The organism is Chlamydia avium 10DC88, from assembly GCF_000583875.1.
Taxonomy (GTDB): domain Bacteria; phylum Chlamydiota; class Chlamydiia; order Chlamydiales; family Chlamydiaceae; genus Chlamydia; species Chlamydia avium.
This window is the reverse complement of sequence record NZ_CP006571.1, coordinates 56110-74532: the sequence shown is the minus strand read 5'-3', so window position 1 is coordinate 74532 and position 18423 is coordinate 56110. Positions and strand designations below refer to the sequence as shown.

Here is an 18423-nt window from a genome sequence, read left to right as displayed (position 1 = left end):
CCCTATTTCTCAATGAGAAATAGGGAATTTTCTTATTAACTCTTTATTCATAAAAAAATATCTTTGCATTAAAAACATCTAATTAAAGACAAAGTAAATGTATAAATTCTACACTACAGCTTATGGAGCGTAGCTAGTGAAAAAATTAAGAAAAAAAAGACCGAAAAAAGCCTTTAAAAAACATCCTAAACAAATCCTAATTTCAGGAACCCTATTCGTTCATGTCAAAAAAGGTTTCGGCTTCGTCTCCCCAGATCATCCCGAAGAATATCCCTTTGATATTTTTATCCCCGCAAGAGATCTCAAAGGAGCACTAGATGGAGACCATGTCATTGTTTCTCTTTTCCCAAATTCTAAAGAAGGAGAAAAAAGAAAAGGAGTGATTCACGAAGTCCTATCTAGAGGGAAAACCACCCTGGTAGGAACTATCACCTCTTTACTCGATACAACAACAGCTCTTGTCTGCGTCAATGCTTTAGGCCCTGATACTCCCGTACAAGCTACCCTCCTTCCCAAACGTTCATATAAAATTGGAGATCGCATACTCCTCAGCACTCCAGAATGGAAGAAAAAAACTGAATCTAAAGCAAATGCCCCATTAAAAATGCTGGAGTTTATTGGGAATATTTCTAATGCAAAATCAGATTTCCCATGCATAAAAGCAGAATATGGTATCGAAGAAGACTTCCCTGAAGCTGTTATTGAAGAAACCACTCGTTTCTCTCAAAAACACATTAGCCAAGCCTTAAGATCAAGAAAAGATCTTCGTGACCTCCTATGCTTTACTATCGATTCTGCAACTGCTAAAGATTTTGACGATGCTGTCTCCCTAACCTATGACAATAATGATAACTATATCCTTGGCGTACATATTGCTGATGTTTCTTATTACGTTACTCCCCACTCAGCCCTAGACCAAGAAGCAAGCAAACGATGCAACTCTATTTATTTCCCAGGGAAAGTAGTCCCAATGCTGCCATCAGCTCTTTCTGACAACCTCTGTAGTCTAAAGCCTAATATAGATAGACTCGCTGTTTCAGTATTCATGACATTCACTAAATCAGGACATCTATCAAATTACGAGATATTTCGTAGTGTGATTCGTAGTAAGTATCGCATGACATACGACGAAGTCAATGAGATCATCAAAAAAAACAAACCCACCCGATTTCAAAAACTCTCCAAGAAATGGCTAAATTAAGTAAAAAATTTTCTGATCTAAGGGAAGAACGCGGATGCATACACCTCACATTACCATCATTTACTATGTCCTTAGACAACCTCCAAGAACCCGTTGCTTTAATAGAAACTCGACAAACACTAGCTCATAAACTCATAGAAGAGTTCATGTTAAAAGCTAACGAAGTAATCGCTTATCATATTTCACACCAAGGAGTTTCTCTCCCATTCAGAATTCATGAATCCCCTAATGACGAAAACCTACTCTCCTTTCAAGAAATGGCAAAAGCTATGGGATTTGATATCGTAATGACCCCAACACAAGAGCCGGATTATCAATACCTTCTTCAAACTAGTTCCGCAGGACATCCCTTAGAAGCTATTCTCCACTCCCAATTTGTACGCAGCATGAAAACTGCATCTTACTCTACAGAAAATAAAGGTCACTACGGGTTAAAACTTGATTTCTACACCCACTTCACCAGTCCAATTCGCCGTTACATTGACCTCGTTGTCCACCGGTTACTTTTCCACTCCCTATCTATAGAAGAAACACGCTTAGAACATATTGTAAAAACCTGCTCAACACAGGAACGCATCACAGCAAAAGCAGAATCAGCTTTCGAAACCATAAAAAAAATACGTTTTCTAAATAAATTCTTAAAAGAACAACCAGAAACTACCTACACCGCATATATCATCACAACCAACCCCGAAGGAATTTCATTCACAGTACCTGAGTTCTGCCAAGAAGGTTTTATACCCTCAGCACAATTACCCAAAAACTACGTCATTAAAAAGAAAACCCTTCCTGAAAACCTCCCAAGTAAGATCTGCCCAGGAGCGAAAATTTCCGTACGCCTGACTAGTGTTGATCTCTTCAGACAAACAATTACCTGGTCGTTAGTCACAAAAACAAAAAGTACTGAACCCGTCCCCACAACAAATAAAACAAAAAGTCGCAAAAAAAAGAAAACAAGGTGATGCTCCCTAAAAGTTTTTTCCTAAACAAAGATGTACTATTCATAGCAAAGCAACTCCTCGGCCACCTTCTCGTTACTAAAATAGCAGGAGAAACTACTTCAGGATTCATTACAGAAACTGAAGCATACCGTGGCCCTGATGACAAAGCATGTCACGCCTATAATTACAAAAAAACACCGAGAAATGCAGCCATGTATTGTGCCGGAGGTGTTGCCTACCTCTACCGCTGTTATGGAATACATACTCTGTTTAACATTGTTACAGGGGAAAAAAATCTCCCCCACGCCATACTGATTCGCGCAATTCTCCCCTACGAAGGAACTGACATCATGATCCAAAGAAGACAATGGAAAAATAAACCCCTTCATCTTCTTACTAATGGCCCAGGGAAAGTATGCCAAGCACTCAGCCTAACTCTGAACCATAATGCCCATTCGATTACATCCCCATCAATTTACATAAGCAAAAGAAAAATAACAGGAACTATCCTACAAACTCCCCGCATAGGAATTGATTATGCTCAAGAATACCGAGATCTCCCTTGGAGATTTGTCCTACAAAATCTAGAAAAATAGATTAAAACTTTCTTGTCTTAGAAAAAACTTTATAAATTTTAAAAAAATGTTAGAATGAAAAAGATTTTAAGCTTTTATTGAAATAGATATCATCCTTAACCTAAAGTAGATCATCTTTTTATGGAGAAGTATAATTGCTCCCCTAATTAAAAGGAGAAATAACCGCACTCCACAGAAGCTATCTCTATAAAACCATCAAAAACAATAGCAGCTTATGAAAAAGTATTTTATCACAGGACTAGTCATCCTCCTACCCTTAGCAATTACCCTCGCTATTGTCGGAATGATTATCAATTTCCTCACCCAACCTTTTGTAGGACTGGTTTCAGATTTTTTTGAGCGTATTAGCTTTTACTCTAAACACAAAGCCTTATTAAAAATAGTTCTGCAAATCATCCTGCTCTTCGGACTATTCTTCGCAACAGTCCTTCTAGGATTCCTCGCTCGACTAATGATCTTTAAATCCTTACTCTCCATCTACGATAAAATACTCCACCGCATTCCCATAATAAAAACAGTATATAAAGCTGCTCAACAAGTTATGACAACAATCTTCGGATCACAGTCTCGCTCCTTTAAACAAGTTGTCCTTGTCCCCTTCCCTAATCCACAAGTGCATTGCATAGGCCTAGTTGCTGGAGACGCCCCCTATATCAGTTCTGATGATCCCGAAAACCCTATGATTACCGTCTTCATACCTACAACCCCTAATCCTACTTCAGGGTTTCTCACACTATTTAAAAAATCTGATATTACTCTCCTAGACATGAAAATCGAAGACGCATTCAAATACGTGATCTCGTGTGGAGTATTAACCACAAGTTCTTCTACTTCCTCCTCATCTATCACCGAGACCCTTGGCAGTAAACCTTAGATCAGAGAATACTCCTTCACCTATTGAAAAAAAAACACTTGTTCTCTTATCCTTTTCTTTGAAAGATTTTCCAGCTTTTTAAACTTACTGGAGAATTAAAAAATTAAATATTGGGTTATCTTATGACACGTCTAAGTAAACAAGCCCGAAGGAGATCAGCTTGTCCGAAAAAGCGTAAACCTATTTATGCTATTGTTCATCCTAAGCCTGCTCCAAGAATTGCTTATAAAGAGCACAAAAATGCTGTAAATAGTGAAAGCATTTTTATCCCCCAAATGAGTGTTAATTACTAGAGTAAAATTATGTCTCGACATCGTAGTTACGGTAAATCCATTAAAGGAGATACCAAAAGAAATGTTCTTAAGCGTTTTGAAAGAATAGAAGTTCTTCGCAAATTAGGTCGATGGAACGATGCTACAGCAAAAAAAGTCACAGGCCTACCAAAAACTCCTGTGGTTAAATAATTAAATGACAGCTTTGAAAAAATCTCTTACAAAGGTTTATGCTTATAATAGACAAAAAGATGTGTCTATTTGTTTGCGTTCTGTAAAAAAGTTAGTTATTTGTTGTCTACAATACTGGGGGATTACCACCGATCAGGTATTTATTTATTTCTTAGAAGATGAGGATTTGGCTCATCTTCACAATGAAGTATTTGCAGACCCCTCACTAACAGATACAATTACCTTACCTCTTGATTCCCCACAATCACAAGCTACCCCCCATATCCTAGGAGAAGCTTTTATCAGCCCAAAAGCTGCTCAACGCTTTTTAAAACATCGTGCAAATGATCCCGAAGCATTACATGAAGAAATCTCTCGCTACATCATTCACTCCCTATTACATATGATAGGATACGATGATCAAACTCCTGAGGAACGTAAAAAAATGAGAGTTAAAGAAAATCAAGCCTTATGTATGTTAAGAGAAAAACAAGCTCTCTTAATAAATTAAAATGCTGTATTATTTATTAGCAATCTGCGTTCTTATTCTTCTCTTTTCCTTAACTCTTTCTCAAAAATCCTCCGCAGAAAAATCTCTTGAATGCAAAACTACAGAAAGCAATCATAAGAACTTTTTCGTACATTCCCCTATTCCCTCCCAAATCCTATCTGCCGTATTGCTCTGTATTTACGGTATCCTAGGCACCATCATACATACCTCTACACCACAAATACAAAAATTCACCATACTCTTTTGGATTGTCTATATACTCGCAGCACCACTCGCTTACAATCTCTTACCTTATGTAGTTCAACTACCTAAGAAAATACATTCCTCCTTACGCACACTAGCACATCTTCTGCAAATCCCTTGTTTTCTCCTTCACTGCATGCCACAAAAAAAATCCTCTGCAAAAGTCTACACAGCCCATATAAAGAACCCACTATCTCACAGTCTACAATCCTTTGATAAACTCATCGTTCGAGAAATCATGATTCCTAAAGTAGACATTTTTGCTCTTCAAGAAGATACCCCTATTCGTAACGCTGTCCCCGCAATTATAGAAGAAGGCTATAGTCGTATTCCCTTATACAAGAAAAATATCGATAATATTACTGGAATTCTATTAGTAAAAGATCTACTCACCATGGATTCTCTGTCCATGCAGTCTTCTCGACCCATAGCCTCTGTAGCTAAACCTCCCCTCTATACTCCAGAAATCAAAAAAGTCTCTTCTCTCCTACAAGATTTTCGTCAAAAACATCGCCACCTCGCAATTGTAGTTAACGAGTATGGTATTACCGAAGGAATCGTCAGCATGGAAGATATCATTGAAGAAATCTTTGGTGAAATCTTTGATGAATATGATGTACAAGAAGATCTCCCCTATAAAAAAATAGGAAATTCATGGATCGTAGATGGCCGCATGAATGTCTCGGATGCTGAAGAACATTTCAACCTAAAAATCGATCATGAAAATAGCTACGATACTTTAGGAGGCCACGTATTCCATAAAGTAGGAGCTGTTCCTAAAAAAGGAATGAAAATTCATCACGAGAATTTTGATATCGAAATCATTACCTGCTCAGAACGTAGTGTTGGGAAACTCAAAATCACCCCAAGAAAAAAGAGAGCTTCATCTTACTAACTCACTGTATTCTACAAGAGAATACCTAAAAATATAAAAAATCCCTTTGCAAAAAACCAAAAGATTTACGAGAGTTAGGTCTTAAATAACGACTATAAGTCCGGAGAAGTAACGATAATGAATAACATTCAAAAAGAAGAACACGGAACCACGACTGTCTTTCATCTTCAGGGAAAACTCGATGGGATCTTCTCTCCAGAAGTACAGGAAAGCATCTCACAATCTCTATCCAAAGGAACAAAAAACATCGTCATCAACTGCACAAACTTAGATTACATGTCTAGTGCAGGAATTCGTATGCTACTACAAAGCTATCATCAAGTAGGGAAAAACTCTGGGAAAATTGTTCTCACCTCAGTTCCAAAAACAATAGAACAAACTCTATATGTCACAGGATTCCTCTCCTATTTTAAAATGTTTGATAGTGTACAAGAAGCATTACAAACACTATCTAAAGACGAAGATTGAGAAAAACCTCTTTCTAGTGTATAGTCTGCTTTTGATTGACTTCAATTCGCTATGTTATTATGCGCAGATCTGTTTGTTGTATTAATCCTTCCGTAGCTAGAGCGGGACAAATATCTACGTGGAAATTTCTTTATTCCCCTGTAGATGACCTACCAAAAAAAACAAAACTCAAGTTTGACTTAGGAAGTCAGGGCAGGCCAATTGATTGGGAAGCTCCTTCTGTTAACCTCAAACAACCCAAAAATACGATTTACTTAGAAACACACAAAGGCGATATTCTAGAAGCCGTCCCCGTTTCCCTACCAAAAAGCCAAACACCACAATATGAATTTACCCTACCCTATGAACTAGAAGCAGGAGAAACCCTAGCTATCGTTCTTGGACCTTCGCCTGAATATCCACAATTAGATGAAAATGGTAACGGAGCTCAACTATTCACTCAGCGTCGTAAGCTCTTTTATCTTTACGTAGACCCTACAGGGAAAGGCAATTATGATGAACCCGATATCTTCTCTATGGATATCAGAGGAAATATTTTAAAACATATCCAAATCTTTACCCCTTCCTACGTCATTAAAAATAAACGCTTCGATATCACTATACGTTTTGAAGATGAATTCAATAATTTAACCAATTTTTCTCCTGAAAATACACGTATAGAACTCTCTTATGAACATCTACGAGAAAATCTCAATTGGCAGTTATTCATCCCAGAAACAGGATTTGTCATCCTACCCAACCTATACTTCAATGAACCAGGCATTTATAGAATCCAACTAAAAAATCTACTCACAAAAGAAATTTTTGTTTCGTCTCCTATTAAATGCTTCTCAGAAACTGCGCCTAACCTCATGTGGGGCCTACTCCATGGGGAATCAGAACGTGTAGATTCTGAAGAAAATATCGAAGCTTGTCTACGCCATTTCAGAGATGATTGTGCGCTCAATTTTTATGCTTCATCCTCTTTTGAAAATCAGGAAGGACTAAATACCGATCTCTGGAAAATGATCACACAAGCAATTACTGATTTTAATGAAGAAGATCGTTTCGTAACTTTACCAGGATTACAATATTGGGGAGAAGATCCCAGTGAAGGAGTCCGACATATCCTTTATGTGAAAGAAAACAAGTCAGGATCGAAACATAAAGATTGTAAAATCCCTTCTCTATCCAAGTTATATAAAAGCGTATCTCCCCACGAAATCATTTCTATCCCTTGCTTCACAGCAGCAAAAACTTATGAATGTAATTTTCAAAATTTCCATCCAGATTTAGAACGTGTTGTAGAAATTTATAATGCATGGGGATGCTCAGAAAGAACCGAAAAAGAAGGAAATCCTTTCCCTATTAAGGGAGCCGTTTCCGAAACAGCTTCAGGAACCTTAATACAAGCACTCAGAAATAACCTGCGTTTTGGCTTCGTTGCAGGAGGTCTTGATGATCGAGGAATATATAAAAACTTGTTCGATGAGAATCAATACCAATACACACCAGGACTTACAGCAATCATATGTAACAAGTACAATCGTGAATCTCTGGTTGAAGCATTGTACAACCGTCGTTGCTATGCCACAACCGGAGCACGAATCATTCTAAGCTTCGATATTACTTCAGCCCCCATGGGATCAGAACTATCAACAGTAACAAAGCCAGGGCTTACTGTTAACCGACATATCTCCGGATATGTAGCAGGAACTACACAAATCAAAACCGTTGAAATTATTCGTAATGGAGAAGTTCTCAAAACCTTCCATCCTCAAAGTAACAATTTTGACTATGAGTATGATGATATGGAACCTCTAGCTACAGTAACTCTTCCCGATCCAAAAGGAAAACAACCTTTTGTTTTCTACTATTTAAGAGTAACTCAAGTAGACCAATCTATGGCATGGAGCTCTCCTATTTGGATTGATCTACACTAACTGAGGAGGAATCATGAGTCTTTTTCTTTTAATTATCTGCGCAGCTGCATTATTAGGGGTAAGCGCCATTGTAATATTTCTAGGTTCCTATTTATTAGGCAGACCTCTATCTAAAGGATGTGGGAAATCCGACTGTTGTCAGAAAACATCTCAAAACACATATACACAAGCCGATTCAAAAACAAAGGCCCCCCACCATGACGACACGCATTCTCCCTAAAAATGCCTGGTTAAAACAATTTTTTTATGATTATGATCAAGGTGAACGGTGCTCACAAGAAAGTGCCTTACGCCTATTACTGTTAGAAGACGATAATGACCAACGCTCGTTATGGGCATTTGCAGATAAAATAAGAAAAAAACATGTAGGAGATGTAGTATACTATTCTTCTACCCTGTATCTATATCCAACAAATTTTTGTGATTTTAATTGCACATTCTGTGCTTTCTATGCAAAGCCCGGTGATAGTAAAGGGTGGTTATATTCTCCAGATCAACTAATAGAAAAAATTTATCAAGCCCCTACTATTACCGAAGTTCATATTGTTTCTGGGTGCTTCCCTAAATGTAATCTTGATTATTACGTAGAATTATTCACAAAAATAAAAAAAGATTTCCCCCATATCCACATTAAAGCACTCACTGGTATAGAACATGCTTATTTAGCGGATTTGCATAATATTTCTGTTAAAGATGTCTTGTTAACTTTAAAAAATTCTGGACTGGATTCTATTCCAGGAGGAGGCTTTGAAGTCTTAGTTGATGAAATACGCAAGCAATTAGCTCCCCAAAGATTATCTTCTGAAGAATTCTTAGAAATCCATAGAACAGCACATCAACTTGGAATCCCCAGCAACAGTACCTTACTTTGTTACCACAAAGAACGTCCTGAAGATATCGTTACTCATATGCAAAAATTACGAGATTTACAAGATGAGACTCGAGGTTTTAAAAACTTTGTCATGCTGAAATTTGCAGCAGAAAATAATTCCTTAGGAAAGCGCTTAACCAAATGGGGACGCTCACATCGTATTCCTCCAGCTTCAATCATTGCCGTCTCTAGGTTATTCCTAGACAACTTTAAAAATATTAAGGCCCTATGGAACTATTTAGGAATCGATCTAGCACTCCACCTCTTATCTTGTGGAGCTAATGATTTCTCATCTACTCATTTAGGAGAAAAAGTGTTCACCATGGCTTCTTCTCAAAAAAAATAAAAATGGATATCGCTGGTATGGAACATCTCATCAAACAGAAAAAACGTATACCATGTCTAACAAACTCAACAAACGTCTAGCTATAGGATGCATAAGCTATATCAATGCTCTACCTTTTTCTTTAGGATTAGCAAAAAGAAGCGATATCCTTCTCCACACTGCTCCTCCTGCTGATCTTATTCCCAAACTGCTCGAGAAAAAATTACACTATGCACTCGCATCCTCTCTAGGATCTTTTATTTATCCTCTGAACTTTTTCCCCGAGTTTGGCATAGCTGCATACAAAAAAATCCTTAGCGTCAATCTTTATGCAACACCAGAATTTTTCGCTAAGGGGAAACCACTCATCGGAGTAACTAACGAAAGCCTGTCCTCCATACATCTCCTGCATATTCTTTGTAAATACCTATGGAATGCCCCAATCCCTAATAGCATACGACTCCCGTCTAATACTCTCATCACGGCATCTCCTGGTAACTATGACGGATTACTACTCATTGGAGATCAAGCACTTCGTCATCCCAATATCCCCGGATTTTCTACTTATGACTTAGCTCAAGGATGGTATGAACTTACTCACCTTCCTTTCGTTTTTGCTACTATCCTCTGCCCTACTCTTCAAAAAAAAGAAATAGTACAAGATGCTTTCGAACACTCCCTCTATCAATATGAGTCTTCTCCTAATGAAGTCCTTGCTCGAGCAGAACGACAATCTAAACTTCCTAGAAAACTAATTCAAGAATACTATTCCTTATGCCGTTACCGATTAAAAGAAGATGATCATGAAGGACTCCAAAAATTCCGAGAATACTATAGTAAAATCTATGAACAAACCTAATATCCAAGAAATGTTTAATTTCCTAGCCCCTAAATACGATAAAATCAATACCATCTTATCTCTAGGAATGCACCACTACTGGAATCGTATCTTCTCAAAAATGCTTGGACAATCAGAATGTATTCTTGATTTATGCTCTGGTACGGGAAAAGTTGCCCACCAATATACCTGTTACTATCCTCAAGCACGGGCCATTCTCGTAGACTTCTCCCCCAACATGCTCCTCGAAGCTAAGAAGCGTTATCCCAACTCTCCATTTACTTTCATAGAAAGCGATATTACACAACTACCTTTCAATTCAGAGTCTCATGTACTAGCTTCCTTAGCTTATGGACTACGCAACCTTCCTGAACCACAACATGCCTTAAATGAAATCTACCGTGTCCTAAAAAAACACGCATCCCTGGGAATATTAGAGCTTACCCAGCCTTCACGAAAACATCCTCTATATCTAGGACACTGGTTCTACTTAAACTATATCGTTCCCAAACTAGGAAAATACTATTCCACAAGTACGGATGCTTATACCTATCTAAGTCAAAGCATCGTACAACTTCCTAAAGATCGGGATTTAGAGCAATTATTTAAAAAATCAAAGTTCGCTATAACTCAAAAACGCAAACTCACTTGCGGAGCAGCAACAATTTGGGTCCTCGAAAAAAAATAAAGGCCTGATATCAAGAAGACTTTTTACGCCCACGTTTAGCAGATTTAGGTTTCGCAGAAACTTTTTTGTCTTCATCATCGTCCTCAAAGAAATCCCCAGTAGACAAAGAATCATAACCCAACTTAGCAGACAGTTCTTTGAGAGAAGCAAACCTTTCTGATAGATTGGCAAGATTTAATTGATCCTCCCCTCTTCCTGATCCTCGAAGATTAGCTAGAAACTCTTCTTCCGTGTCGAATTTCTCAGAAAATGTTATTGATGATGCCGATGTAATTTCCGGAAGGAAAAGAAAACGTCGTGCAGCAGGAGGGACTTTCGTATAAATATCACTAGATATTGTTGTTTCTGACTCTACTTTAGCTGATTGCTTCGGAGGACGCCCCCTTTTCGGACGAGGATTCAAGGCTTCATTTGAATAATAAATTTTAGCTTTACTCATTAACAATTGTCGCGCCTGGCTTAACTCCTTAGACACCTTACTGTCAAAAAGATGAATTTTCAATTGCTCCAAAATATGCTTACTAAAATCTAAGTCTTCTTCAAAAACAAAATGAAATTTATTATTACGTAGCCACTCAATAATACGAATTCGCGAACGCTCCAGATAAAACTGCTGCCACTTTTCTAACTCAGACTCATGTTCATAAATAAACTCTAAAAATTGCTCACGAGCATCTTTCGATTGTAGAATCTCAAGAAATTTTTCCTTAGTATCTATATCGTAAATTTTCTCATTGATAAAGGTTTCCATGATTTTCTTTACTTCATAAAACGTCAACTTAGGAATAAGACAATACCTCTCAGCATTAACATCTAACTCCTCATAAATCTTATCAAGATCTTCCTGACTCTTATCTAAATCAATATAAAGAATAAAACCTTCAACACGGTCTAAATAAAAATCCCTCTCGTCATCAGATTTTGAAAAGGCATTCATTAAACGCAAAGCACGTAATAAAAGAGGACTTTGTGGAACAGGATATGTTGTCATAAATTCTATCTAGATTATAAAGATTCGATTTAGATACAAGAAACTCATCCCAATACAATAAGCTTCTAAATAAGAATACAAGTAATATAATTTCTTTCTAGCTATTTTTGATCTAAAAACGTAAGTCAAAAATACTCTTATAAAGTTGGTTAAAATTCTCCTTCCTTTTCTACAGGACCTTCAAGATACACCCGACCATGATTCAGAAAAACTTTAAGAATAACATCACTCCAGGTTCGAATAGCAATCTTACCTCTCTGCCACCCATAACACTTGGAAACAACGAGAGCAACTGCTGTAGCTCCTGTGCCACATGCTAAAGATTCCCTTTCTAACCCTCGTTCATAAGTACGAATACAACATTCTCGATTGCTCAAATATTGAACAAAATTCACATTCACACCTTCAGGAAAGAAAGCTTCATGATAGCGCAAAAATTGCCCCCAAGCATGTACAGGAATTTCTGATAAATTATCAACAAAAACTACAAGATGAGGTACTCCAGTATGGATAAAAAATACCTTTGTAGGCAATCCAGGAACTGTATGTGATAATTGATGACAACAATAATTCCACTGAGGAAGAGTCATATCCACAAAAACACGCTGAGAAGAATATACTATTCCTGAATACACTCCAATATCTGTTTCTATACTAATACGTTTTTTAGATACTAAAGTGGAGACATGCACCATAGCACAGCGTAAACCATTACCACACATACTAGGACGCGAGCCATCTGCATTAAAAATTACCAATCGAGCATCGGAACACAAAGAAGGAAGAATATATAGTATCCCATCTACCTGTTTCTCTTGGCATAGGATAGAAATGAAGCTATGATCTTGATCTAAGCAGGTATCGGTAGTAAGAATAAAACGGTTCCCTGCCCCAGAATAAAGAAATCGCTTACAAGTCGTTAAAAGAGAACAAGATGCCATCTAACAAACCAAAATCTTTAGCCTCGTCTGCTGTCATCCACATATCTCGATCAATAGCTTTTTCGATTACTTCTCTAGATTGGCCTGTAGCTTCTAAATAAACATCAATAATCCGTTTTTTCGTTTTTAAAATCTCCCGTGCATGAATATCTAAATCTGTAGCCTGTCCCGTAATAGGTCCCCCTATAGAAGGCTGATGAATCATAATACGTGCATGAGGAGTTGCAAAACGACGCCCTGGAGACGCACATAAACTCAATACAGAGCCCATAGATGCAGCCAATCCAGTTACAACAGTGGTCACCGGGGAAGTTAGCATCTTTATCTGGTCCCAAACGGCAAATCCTGCATCCACAGAGCCCCCAGGACTATTAATAACTAAGACAATAGGTTGGCCAGGATTAGTGAGCTCTAAATACCACAATTTTTTAATCGCCTCCGCCGCACTTTTATCCGTTACAGGTTCAGAAAAGAATATCCGACGGGATTCTAAAATTCTTTTTTCTATAACGTCTTGTAATTTACGGACTTCTTCCCCATCAGGCATAAAACAACATATCTCCCAACTAAACTAAAGCTTCCAGATCAATCTCAGGATATAAAGGAAAACGCGTTAACAAATTAGTTACTCGTTCCCTTGCTTCTTGAGCAATACTATCTGGCAACTTTTCTTCATTTTTACTCAAACTATTATCAGCATTACGTCTCAAAGTAATATTTCGCAATACTTTCACAATAATATTTGCAACTTCTTCCATTTCACTACTTCCCATACCGAGAGTAGTTAAAGCTGCTGTTCCTAAACGTATACCTGAAGTTTCCCATTTCCCAGGTGAATCTGATGGTATAGTATTACGATTCACAGCAATACCTAAAGAACTCAAAACATCCTCAGCTAGCTTTCCAGAAATACCCAGAGAACTTAAATCAATAATCACCATGTGATTATCTGTGCCCCCAGTGAGGATACGTAGACCTTGTTTTTGAAAATGCTCTGCTAATAAGCGCGCGTTATCAACAACCTGGTGAGCATACTTTTTAAAATCTACTGTCAATGCTTCCTTTAATGCAATTGCTTTGGCGGCAATCATATGAGGCAACGGTCCACCCATCATAAGAGGGCATGAACGATTCAGCATACCTTCATATTCTTTAGACGCTAATACTATTCCTCCCCTGGGTCCTCGTAATGTCTTGTGCGTAGTTGTTGTAACAATATCCGCAAATGGAATGGGATTTTCCTCTTCAACAAATACCCCTCCAGCTACTAATCCTGCAAAATGCGCCATATCGACCCATAATATAGCTCCACTATCATCTGCAATCTGTTTTAAAGTAGAAAAATTTAATCTCCGAGAATAGGAAGAATAACCAGCTATTAAAATAGTTGGTTTATGTGTGCGTACTAAACGTGCAATCTCTGCATAATCAAAACGTTCCGTCTTACGATTCACCTCATAAGGTAAACAGCGCATTAATTTAGACATAATATTCAAACGCACTGTTCCATGTGTGAGATGTCCACCAGAATTTAGTGAGGGGCCTAAACAAACATGAGATCCGATTTCATTCCTTAGCTCTACATATTCTTTTTCAGTAAGATCATTAATGTTTTTATAGCCTAAACGATTAACAGCAGGCCCTTGAATCTTATGCGTAATAATTGCCATCATAGCTAATAAATTAGCATCGGCCCCAGAATGAGGCTGTACACAAACACTTTCTGCCCCAAATAATTCCTTCGCTGTTTCTACACACTCCCACTCAATTGCATCTACATTTTCGCAACACGAATAGAAACGCTTAAAAGGACTACCTTCACAGTACTTATCCGTTAATAAATTCCCCATCGCCAGCTGTACGGATAATGAAGAATAATTTTCAGAAGCGATCATCTTCAAACAAGAACGCTGACTCTTCAACTCATTAATAATACTTTTTCCTATGGAAGGGAAAGAATGTATAAGGTGATCCAACGCAGCTAAATAAGCTGTACTAGCAAGATCTTGACTACGTTTCCCTGTGTTCTCTAAAAACTTATGCAACAACGATGACATTACTGAATCCTATAACAACTGAACGGAAAAAAATTAAATGCATTCCTTCACCCAAGTACCCCTGGGGACTAGCGCAATTTTTCTTAGAGAAAAATCCCAGATCTAAAAAAGACATCCTAGCTAGCGTATCGAAAAAAGTCAATCCGCTCCTTACCCAAATTAGGCAGTGAGAAAAACGCACTTTCAAGTAAATAAAATAGTAAAAAACCTGTTATACCTCTTTATGAAAAAAGGAAAGATATGCATCCTCAAATATATAAGCGCTTCTGCGAGACAAAAACTGCATATTTAGGACTCAATTCACAAACAGCAAAACAATACCATGCTGACTACATCCCTATCTTAAAACTCGTCCCCTATGCCAAAAGCTCTCCTCAAATACGTCAAGCCACTCATTACCTAAAACGTACGTCTCATATTGTACTTTCTAGTCCCTCCTCAACATCCCTTTTCTTTGCAAGAATGAAAAAGCACAAACAATACCTAAGAAATTTACACTACTTATGTATAGGAAAAGTCACCCTAAAACGTCTCCTTGATTTCCTACCTCGTGCACACTATTCCCTTGCGACGACAGAAACTAGTGAGGGTATTCTTCCCCTAATTCTTCCCTTAACAGACAATACACGGATCTTATATCCACACTCTTCTTTCTCCCGTCCAGTAATTACAGATTTTTTAACTAGGGAAAACAAACAATTTTTTGCTTATTCTCATTACACAGTCCGACCACGCGACCTAGATCCTTCTATTTTTTCCCCCTATAAAAATATTATTTTTACTAGTCCCTCGGGGGTCCGTGCTTATACTAAACTATTCTCTAGATTCCCTAACAAAATCTACTGGTGTTTGGGCCCTATCACCCTCCAAGAATTTCAGAAAACTTCTAACTCTCAAGTATATCTACTCACCAATGCAGACAGAGACAAAGCTCCTGAAAAAAAAGTTTAATTCAAATAGAATTTTAGTCTCATGAGCTAATTTAATATTGTTTTGTCGTGGTTTTATCCTCTCCCTCTCCTCATGAGGATCTTCCTAATCTGCTATTCGCCGAAGGTACCCTAACTCAAGAATTAAGGAAAATTTTTCTCCTTCTTCTGTTGCTGTGTTGTTTCCTTCCTAACGATACTAATCTTTGAGGAGTTATTACTGTAAACTGTTACCCCTTATTTCTGCTACTCCCCCACACTTTCTTGTTCCTATACATTTCTTGTCCCTATACAATTGACACTAAGAAAGATAACAGCTCTGTATCCCCAGAAAACCTACCTAACTCGCGAATCCTATTCTTTCGAAGTTATAAAATATAATTTTGTAGATAATAACTTTGCCTAATTGATGTTAAATAAAAATAAATTAGTGATATAATTAAGTAATGAAATTATAAAAAATTATTATTATGACGAATCCTATCTTACCCTCACAAATTACCAGTACGGGCTCAAACTCTGTCGCAATGTTCTCTAAGGAAGAGCTTGCCGTTCAGAGAAATCAAAAAATACTAAAAGTAGCTATTGTTTCCCTCCTCTCTACACTAGCTATAGGTGTGGGTATTGCAGGAATAACCTTAACAGCTACTTTGGGATCCCCCATATTTCTTAGTTTACTCATAGCCTCAGTGTTATTTGCTAGCGTCGCTATACTTGCTTACATAAACTTAACAAAAAACGCAGATGGAAATTGGCTAGAATCATTAGATCTATACTTCAGACAACTTCCCGGCCATGCAGTATCTGCACAATTTACTCCGTCTAGACGAACAAAGGTATCTTGTTATCAAAGTAAAGCCAATCCTGGGATAAAACTTATGATCCAGGAGGATCCAGCCCCACCATTCCAGCTACCATTGTTAGCTATTCCTAAAACCTGGAAACATCGCGGAAGTGCCCCTCACCATAGTATCCTATTTAACGCTGTAGACAATAATGATGATAACACCATTAAGCTTATCGGAACAAATCAAGGGGGAGCTCTCTTTGCTGCTTTTACTCGTTATCATAAAACTAATGAGTTGCGCGCATGTCAATATACTGACAATTCTTTAACACCAACACCCTTCTCGCCTACCGAAGTCCGCACCTGCCAATTGTCTGTAAACGAAGTTCCCGACTTACCTGCCCCCCTTAAACAAACTATCCCAACCCACCTTGGGCATGCTCGAGGTCCTAAGATAGAAGATTTCTATGGAGATGACCAAGAAGTAAAAAATAAGTACTATGAACGTGCTTTGATTACCTATGGTAAATGTATTGATGAAGCGATAAAACAAGGATGTTCCGTAATCTCTCTTCCTCTATTCTCCTCAGTCTATGAATTAGATGCTCGATCATTTTTCCCAAAGCCAGGGAAAGACTATACGTGTCCTCTAGAATGCCAAAATCTATGTAAAAAGGCCCTTGTTGAAGCTGTTCAATCTGCAGCACTGAGATATCCAATTTCTAAAAAATTATTAGTAATTCTGCAGGACCCCTTTTTCAGTGTTTCTAATCGAGGCATTTAATAAGGCTTTTGGATAGCAATATGAATAAATAGAATTCCTAATCTATGGAAGGATAAAGATCTATCTTCTCACTCAAATCAAGACAAAAATAAGAGAAATCATCACGGATGTGCTTATCTAACCACTAATCAATAAACCCAAATAAAAAATCTTATACTTACTAGAAAATGAAAAATACTGTAACGATTTTACTCCAACCCATTATGCTATAATTTATTTTCCTTAGAAAAACGTTCTTTACTTCTTGCTAAAAAAAGGGTAAACTTGCTTTCTTCTTTAGAAGAATTCATTCCTAAATTCCATGATTTCTCATTGGCGTTTTTAGGAGTCACCAAGCAAGGAATAATTTTCATGCATGAAGCCCTTCAAAATATTTTAGCCATTCAAGAGCTGGATATTAAAATGATTCGTTTAACACGAGTCAAAAAAGAACATCAAAAAGAGTTAGCTAAAGTTCAATCTCTAAAAGCGGATATTCGCCATAAAGTTCGAGAAAAAGAATTAGAGATGGAAAATTTAAAGAACCAAATTAAACAGGGTGAAAATCGAATTCAGGAGATCTCTGAACAAATTAATAAGTTAGAGAACCAGCAGGCTGCTGTGAAAAAATGGATGAGTTTAATGCTCTTACTCAAGAGATGACGGCAGCCAATAAAGAGCGACGTGCTTTAGAGCATCAACTTAGCGATCTTATGGATAAACAAGCAGGTAGTGAAGATCTTATTGTTTCATTAAAAGAAAGTCTCACTTCTACAGAAAGTAGCAGTTTAGCTATTGAAAAAGAAATTTGCGAAAGCATTAAAAAAATTAATGAAGAAGGACAAGCTCTTTTAAAGCAACGTAGTGCTTTAAAAGAAGCTACAGATCCAGAAATGTTTCTTATTTATGAGCGCCTGCTAAACAATAAAAAAGATAGGGTCATTGTCCCAATTGAAAATCGTGTGTGTAGTGGTTGTCATATTGTATTAACACCTCAACATGAAAATTTAGTACGTAAGAAAGATCGTTTAATTTTTTGCGAGCACTGCTCTCGAGTTTTATATTGGAGAGAACCAGAGACTCTTGTCTCAGAAGATTCCTCTGTAAAACGTCGCCGTCGTCGTGCTGCCGTTTAAACA

Annotated in this window: 18 protein-coding genes and 3 pseudogenes; 16 read left to right on the top strand and 5 right to left on the bottom strand. The window is 37.5% G+C overall.

The features are described from left to right. The first annotated feature begins 136 nt into the window (after positions 1-136). From RT28_RS00320 to ubiE, 13 genes and pseudogenes are all read left to right on the top strand, one after another. Positions 137-2163, top strand: a pseudogene (locus RT28_RS00320) (ribonuclease R family protein). Beyond that, positions 2163-2738, top strand: coding sequence for a DNA-3-methyladenine glycosylase (locus RT28_RS00315; RefSeq protein ID WP_038500024.1), 576 nt, complete (start codon positions 2163-2165; stop codon positions 2736-2738). Before RT28_RS00320 ends, RT28_RS00315 begins: the two are co-directional and overlap by 1 nt. Before the next feature lie 214 nt (positions 2739-2952). Further along, positions 2953-3612 (top strand): DUF502 domain-containing protein, encoded by a 660-nt coding sequence (locus RT28_RS00310; protein WP_038500021.1) that lies wholly within the window; start codon positions 2953-2955, stop codon positions 3610-3612. A 122-nt stretch (positions 3613-3734) separates the two neighbouring features. Then, positions 3735-3905, top strand: a complete 171-nt coding sequence (locus RT28_RS04875) for a hypothetical protein (RefSeq protein ID WP_166484580.1) — start codon at positions 3735-3737, stop codon at positions 3903-3905. A 9-nt stretch (positions 3906-3914) separates the two neighbouring features. Continuing rightward, positions 3915-4076: a small basic protein gene (locus tag RT28_RS04785; protein ID WP_020355937.1), complete on the top strand. Its 162-nt coding sequence runs from the start codon at positions 3915-3917 to the stop codon at positions 4074-4076. 4 nt (positions 4077-4080) lie between these two features. Further along, a complete protein-coding gene (gene ybeY, locus RT28_RS00305; protein ID WP_174362026.1) occupies positions 4081-4566 on the top strand; it encodes an rRNA maturation RNase YbeY in 486 nt (161 codons plus the stop codon). Position 4567: 1 nt separating this feature from the next. Further along, positions 4568-5704 carry a hemolysin family protein gene (locus tag RT28_RS00300; RefSeq protein ID WP_038500019.1) on the top strand — a complete coding sequence of 379 codons (1137 nt, stop codon included), beginning with the start codon at positions 4568-4570 and terminating at the stop codon, positions 5702-5704. Between the two features lie 117 nt (positions 5705-5821). Further along, a complete protein-coding gene (locus tag RT28_RS00295; protein WP_038500015.1) occupies positions 5822-6172 on the top strand; it encodes an anti-sigma factor antagonist in 351 nt (116 codons plus the stop codon). Positions 6173-6231: 59 nt separating this feature from the next. After that, positions 6232-8094, top strand: coding sequence for a CehA/McbA family metallohydrolase domain-containing protein (locus tag RT28_RS00290; RefSeq protein WP_038501245.1), 1863 nt, complete (start codon positions 6232-6234; stop codon positions 8092-8094). Between the two features lie 10 nt (positions 8095-8104). Next, positions 8105-8314: a hypothetical protein gene (locus RT28_RS00285; protein ID WP_174362031.1), complete on the top strand. Its 210-nt coding sequence runs from the start codon at positions 8105-8107 to the stop codon at positions 8312-8314. Continuing rightward, positions 8292-9391 (top strand): annotated as a pseudogene (locus RT28_RS00280) (CofH family radical SAM protein). Before RT28_RS00285 ends, RT28_RS00280 begins: the two are co-directional and overlap by 23 nt. After that, positions 9364-10149 (top strand): menaquinone biosynthesis protein, encoded by a 786-nt coding sequence (locus RT28_RS00275; protein ID WP_038500009.1) that lies wholly within the window; start codon positions 9364-9366, stop codon positions 10147-10149. The pseudogene RT28_RS00280 and the gene RT28_RS00275 overlap by 28 nt, the downstream one beginning before the upstream one ends. Beyond that, positions 10136-10816, top strand: coding sequence for a bifunctional demethylmenaquinone methyltransferase/2-methoxy-6-polyprenyl-1,4-benzoquinol methylase UbiE (ubiE, locus tag RT28_RS00270; protein ID WP_038501243.1), 681 nt, complete (start codon positions 10136-10138; stop codon positions 10814-10816). The genes RT28_RS00275 and ubiE overlap by 14 nt, the downstream gene beginning before the upstream one ends. 10 nt (positions 10817-10826) lie before the next feature. Here the strand turns inward: ubiE and RT28_RS00265 are convergent, their stop codons facing one another. The 5 genes from RT28_RS00265 to RT28_RS05015 all read right to left on the bottom strand — a co-directional run bounded on the left by RT28_RS00265 (position 10827) and on the right by RT28_RS05015 (position 14920). After that, complete coding sequence (locus RT28_RS00265) at positions 10827-11807, bottom strand: UPF0158 family protein (protein ID WP_020355928.1); 981 nt, start codon at positions 11805-11807, stop codon at positions 10827-10829. Positions 11808-11956: 149 nt separating this feature from the next. After that, positions 11957-12748: a bifunctional diaminopimelate epimerase/glutamate racemase gene (gene dapF / locus RT28_RS00260; RefSeq protein ID WP_038500005.1), complete on the bottom strand. Its 792-nt coding sequence runs from the start codon at positions 12746-12748 to the stop codon at positions 11957-11959. Continuing rightward, positions 12717-13295, bottom strand: a complete 579-nt coding sequence (locus tag RT28_RS00255) for an ATP-dependent Clp protease proteolytic subunit (RefSeq protein WP_020355926.1) — start codon at positions 13293-13295, stop codon at positions 12717-12719. Before RT28_RS00255 ends, dapF begins: the two co-directional genes overlap by 32 nt. 19 nt (positions 13296-13314) lie before the next feature. Next, on the bottom strand, positions 13315-14805 hold the full coding sequence (locus tag RT28_RS00250; protein ID WP_020355925.1) for a glycine hydroxymethyltransferase: 1491 nt from the start codon (positions 14803-14805) through the stop codon (positions 13315-13317). Next, on the bottom strand, positions 14786-14920 hold the full coding sequence (locus RT28_RS05015) for a hypothetical protein (protein WP_277140104.1): 135 nt from the start codon (positions 14918-14920) through the stop codon (positions 14786-14788). Before RT28_RS05015 ends, RT28_RS00250 begins: the two co-directional genes overlap by 20 nt. A gap of 125 nt (positions 14921-15045) precedes the next feature. On the opposite strand from RT28_RS05015, the gene RT28_RS00245 reads away from it, so the two are divergent. From RT28_RS00245 to cdsZ, 3 genes and pseudogenes are all read left to right on the top strand, one after another. Beyond that, the gene (locus RT28_RS00245) at positions 15046-15756 is read left to right on the top strand and encodes a uroporphyrinogen-III synthase (RefSeq protein ID WP_038500002.1); all 711 of its coding nucleotides are present in this window, start codon (positions 15046-15048) and stop codon (positions 15754-15756) included. A 448-nt stretch (positions 15757-16204) separates the two neighbouring features. Next, positions 16205-17305, top strand: coding sequence for a hypothetical protein (locus tag RT28_RS00240; protein WP_038499999.1), 1101 nt, complete (start codon positions 16205-16207; stop codon positions 17303-17305). A 351-nt stretch (positions 17306-17656) separates the two neighbouring features. Then, positions 17657-18420 (top strand): annotated as a pseudogene (gene cdsZ, locus RT28_RS00235) (zinc ribbon domain regulatory protein CdsZ). The last annotated feature ends 3 nt before the right edge of the window (positions 18421-18423 follow it).

Coding starts and splice junctions, on each gene's coding strand:
- RT28_RS00315 (WP_038500024.1), top strand. CDS start 2,163: ATGCTCCCTAAAAGTTTTTTCCTAAACAAAGATGTACTATTCATAGCA.
- RT28_RS00310 (WP_038500021.1), top strand. CDS start 2,953: ATGAAAAAGTATTTTATCACAGGACTAGTCATCCTCCTACCCTTAGCA.
- RT28_RS04875 (WP_166484580.1), top strand. CDS start 3,735: ATGACACGTCTAAGTAAACAAGCCCGAAGGAGATCAGCTTGTCCGAAA.
- RT28_RS04785 (WP_020355937.1), top strand. CDS start 3,915: ATGTCTCGACATCGTAGTTACGGTAAATCCATTAAAGGAGATACCAAA.
- ybeY (WP_174362026.1), top strand. CDS start 4,081: ATGACAGCTTTGAAAAAATCTCTTACAAAGGTTTATGCTTATAATAGA.
- RT28_RS00300 (WP_038500019.1), top strand. CDS start 4,568: ATGCTGTATTATTTATTAGCAATCTGCGTTCTTATTCTTCTCTTTTCC.
- RT28_RS00295 (WP_038500015.1), top strand. CDS start 5,822: ATGAATAACATTCAAAAAGAAGAACACGGAACCACGACTGTCTTTCAT.
- RT28_RS00290 (WP_038501245.1), top strand. CDS start 6,232: ATGCGCAGATCTGTTTGTTGTATTAATCCTTCCGTAGCTAGAGCGGGA.
- RT28_RS00275 (WP_038500009.1), top strand. CDS start 9,364: ATGTCTAACAAACTCAACAAACGTCTAGCTATAGGATGCATAAGCTAT.
- ubiE (WP_038501243.1), top strand. CDS start 10,136: ATGAACAAACCTAATATCCAAGAAATGTTTAATTTCCTAGCCCCTAAA.
- RT28_RS00265 (WP_020355928.1), bottom strand. CDS start 11,807: ATGACAACATATCCTGTTCCACAAAGTCCTCTTTTATTACGTGCTTTG.
- dapF (WP_038500005.1), bottom strand. CDS start 12,748: ATGGCATCTTGTTCTCTTTTAACGACTTGTAAGCGATTTCTTTATTCT.
- RT28_RS00255 (WP_020355926.1), bottom strand. CDS start 13,295: ATGCCTGATGGGGAAGAAGTCCGTAAATTACAAGACGTTATAGAAAAA.
- RT28_RS00250 (WP_020355925.1), bottom strand. CDS start 14,805: ATGTCATCGTTGTTGCATAAGTTTTTAGAGAACACAGGGAAACGTAGT.
- RT28_RS05015 (WP_277140104.1), bottom strand. CDS start 14,920: ATGTCTTTTTTAGATCTGGGATTTTTCTCTAAGAAAAATTGCGCTAGT.
- RT28_RS00245 (WP_038500002.1), top strand. CDS start 15,046: ATGCATCCTCAAATATATAAGCGCTTCTGCGAGACAAAAACTGCATAT.
- RT28_RS00240 (WP_038499999.1), top strand. CDS start 16,205: ATGACGAATCCTATCTTACCCTCACAAATTACCAGTACGGGCTCAAAC.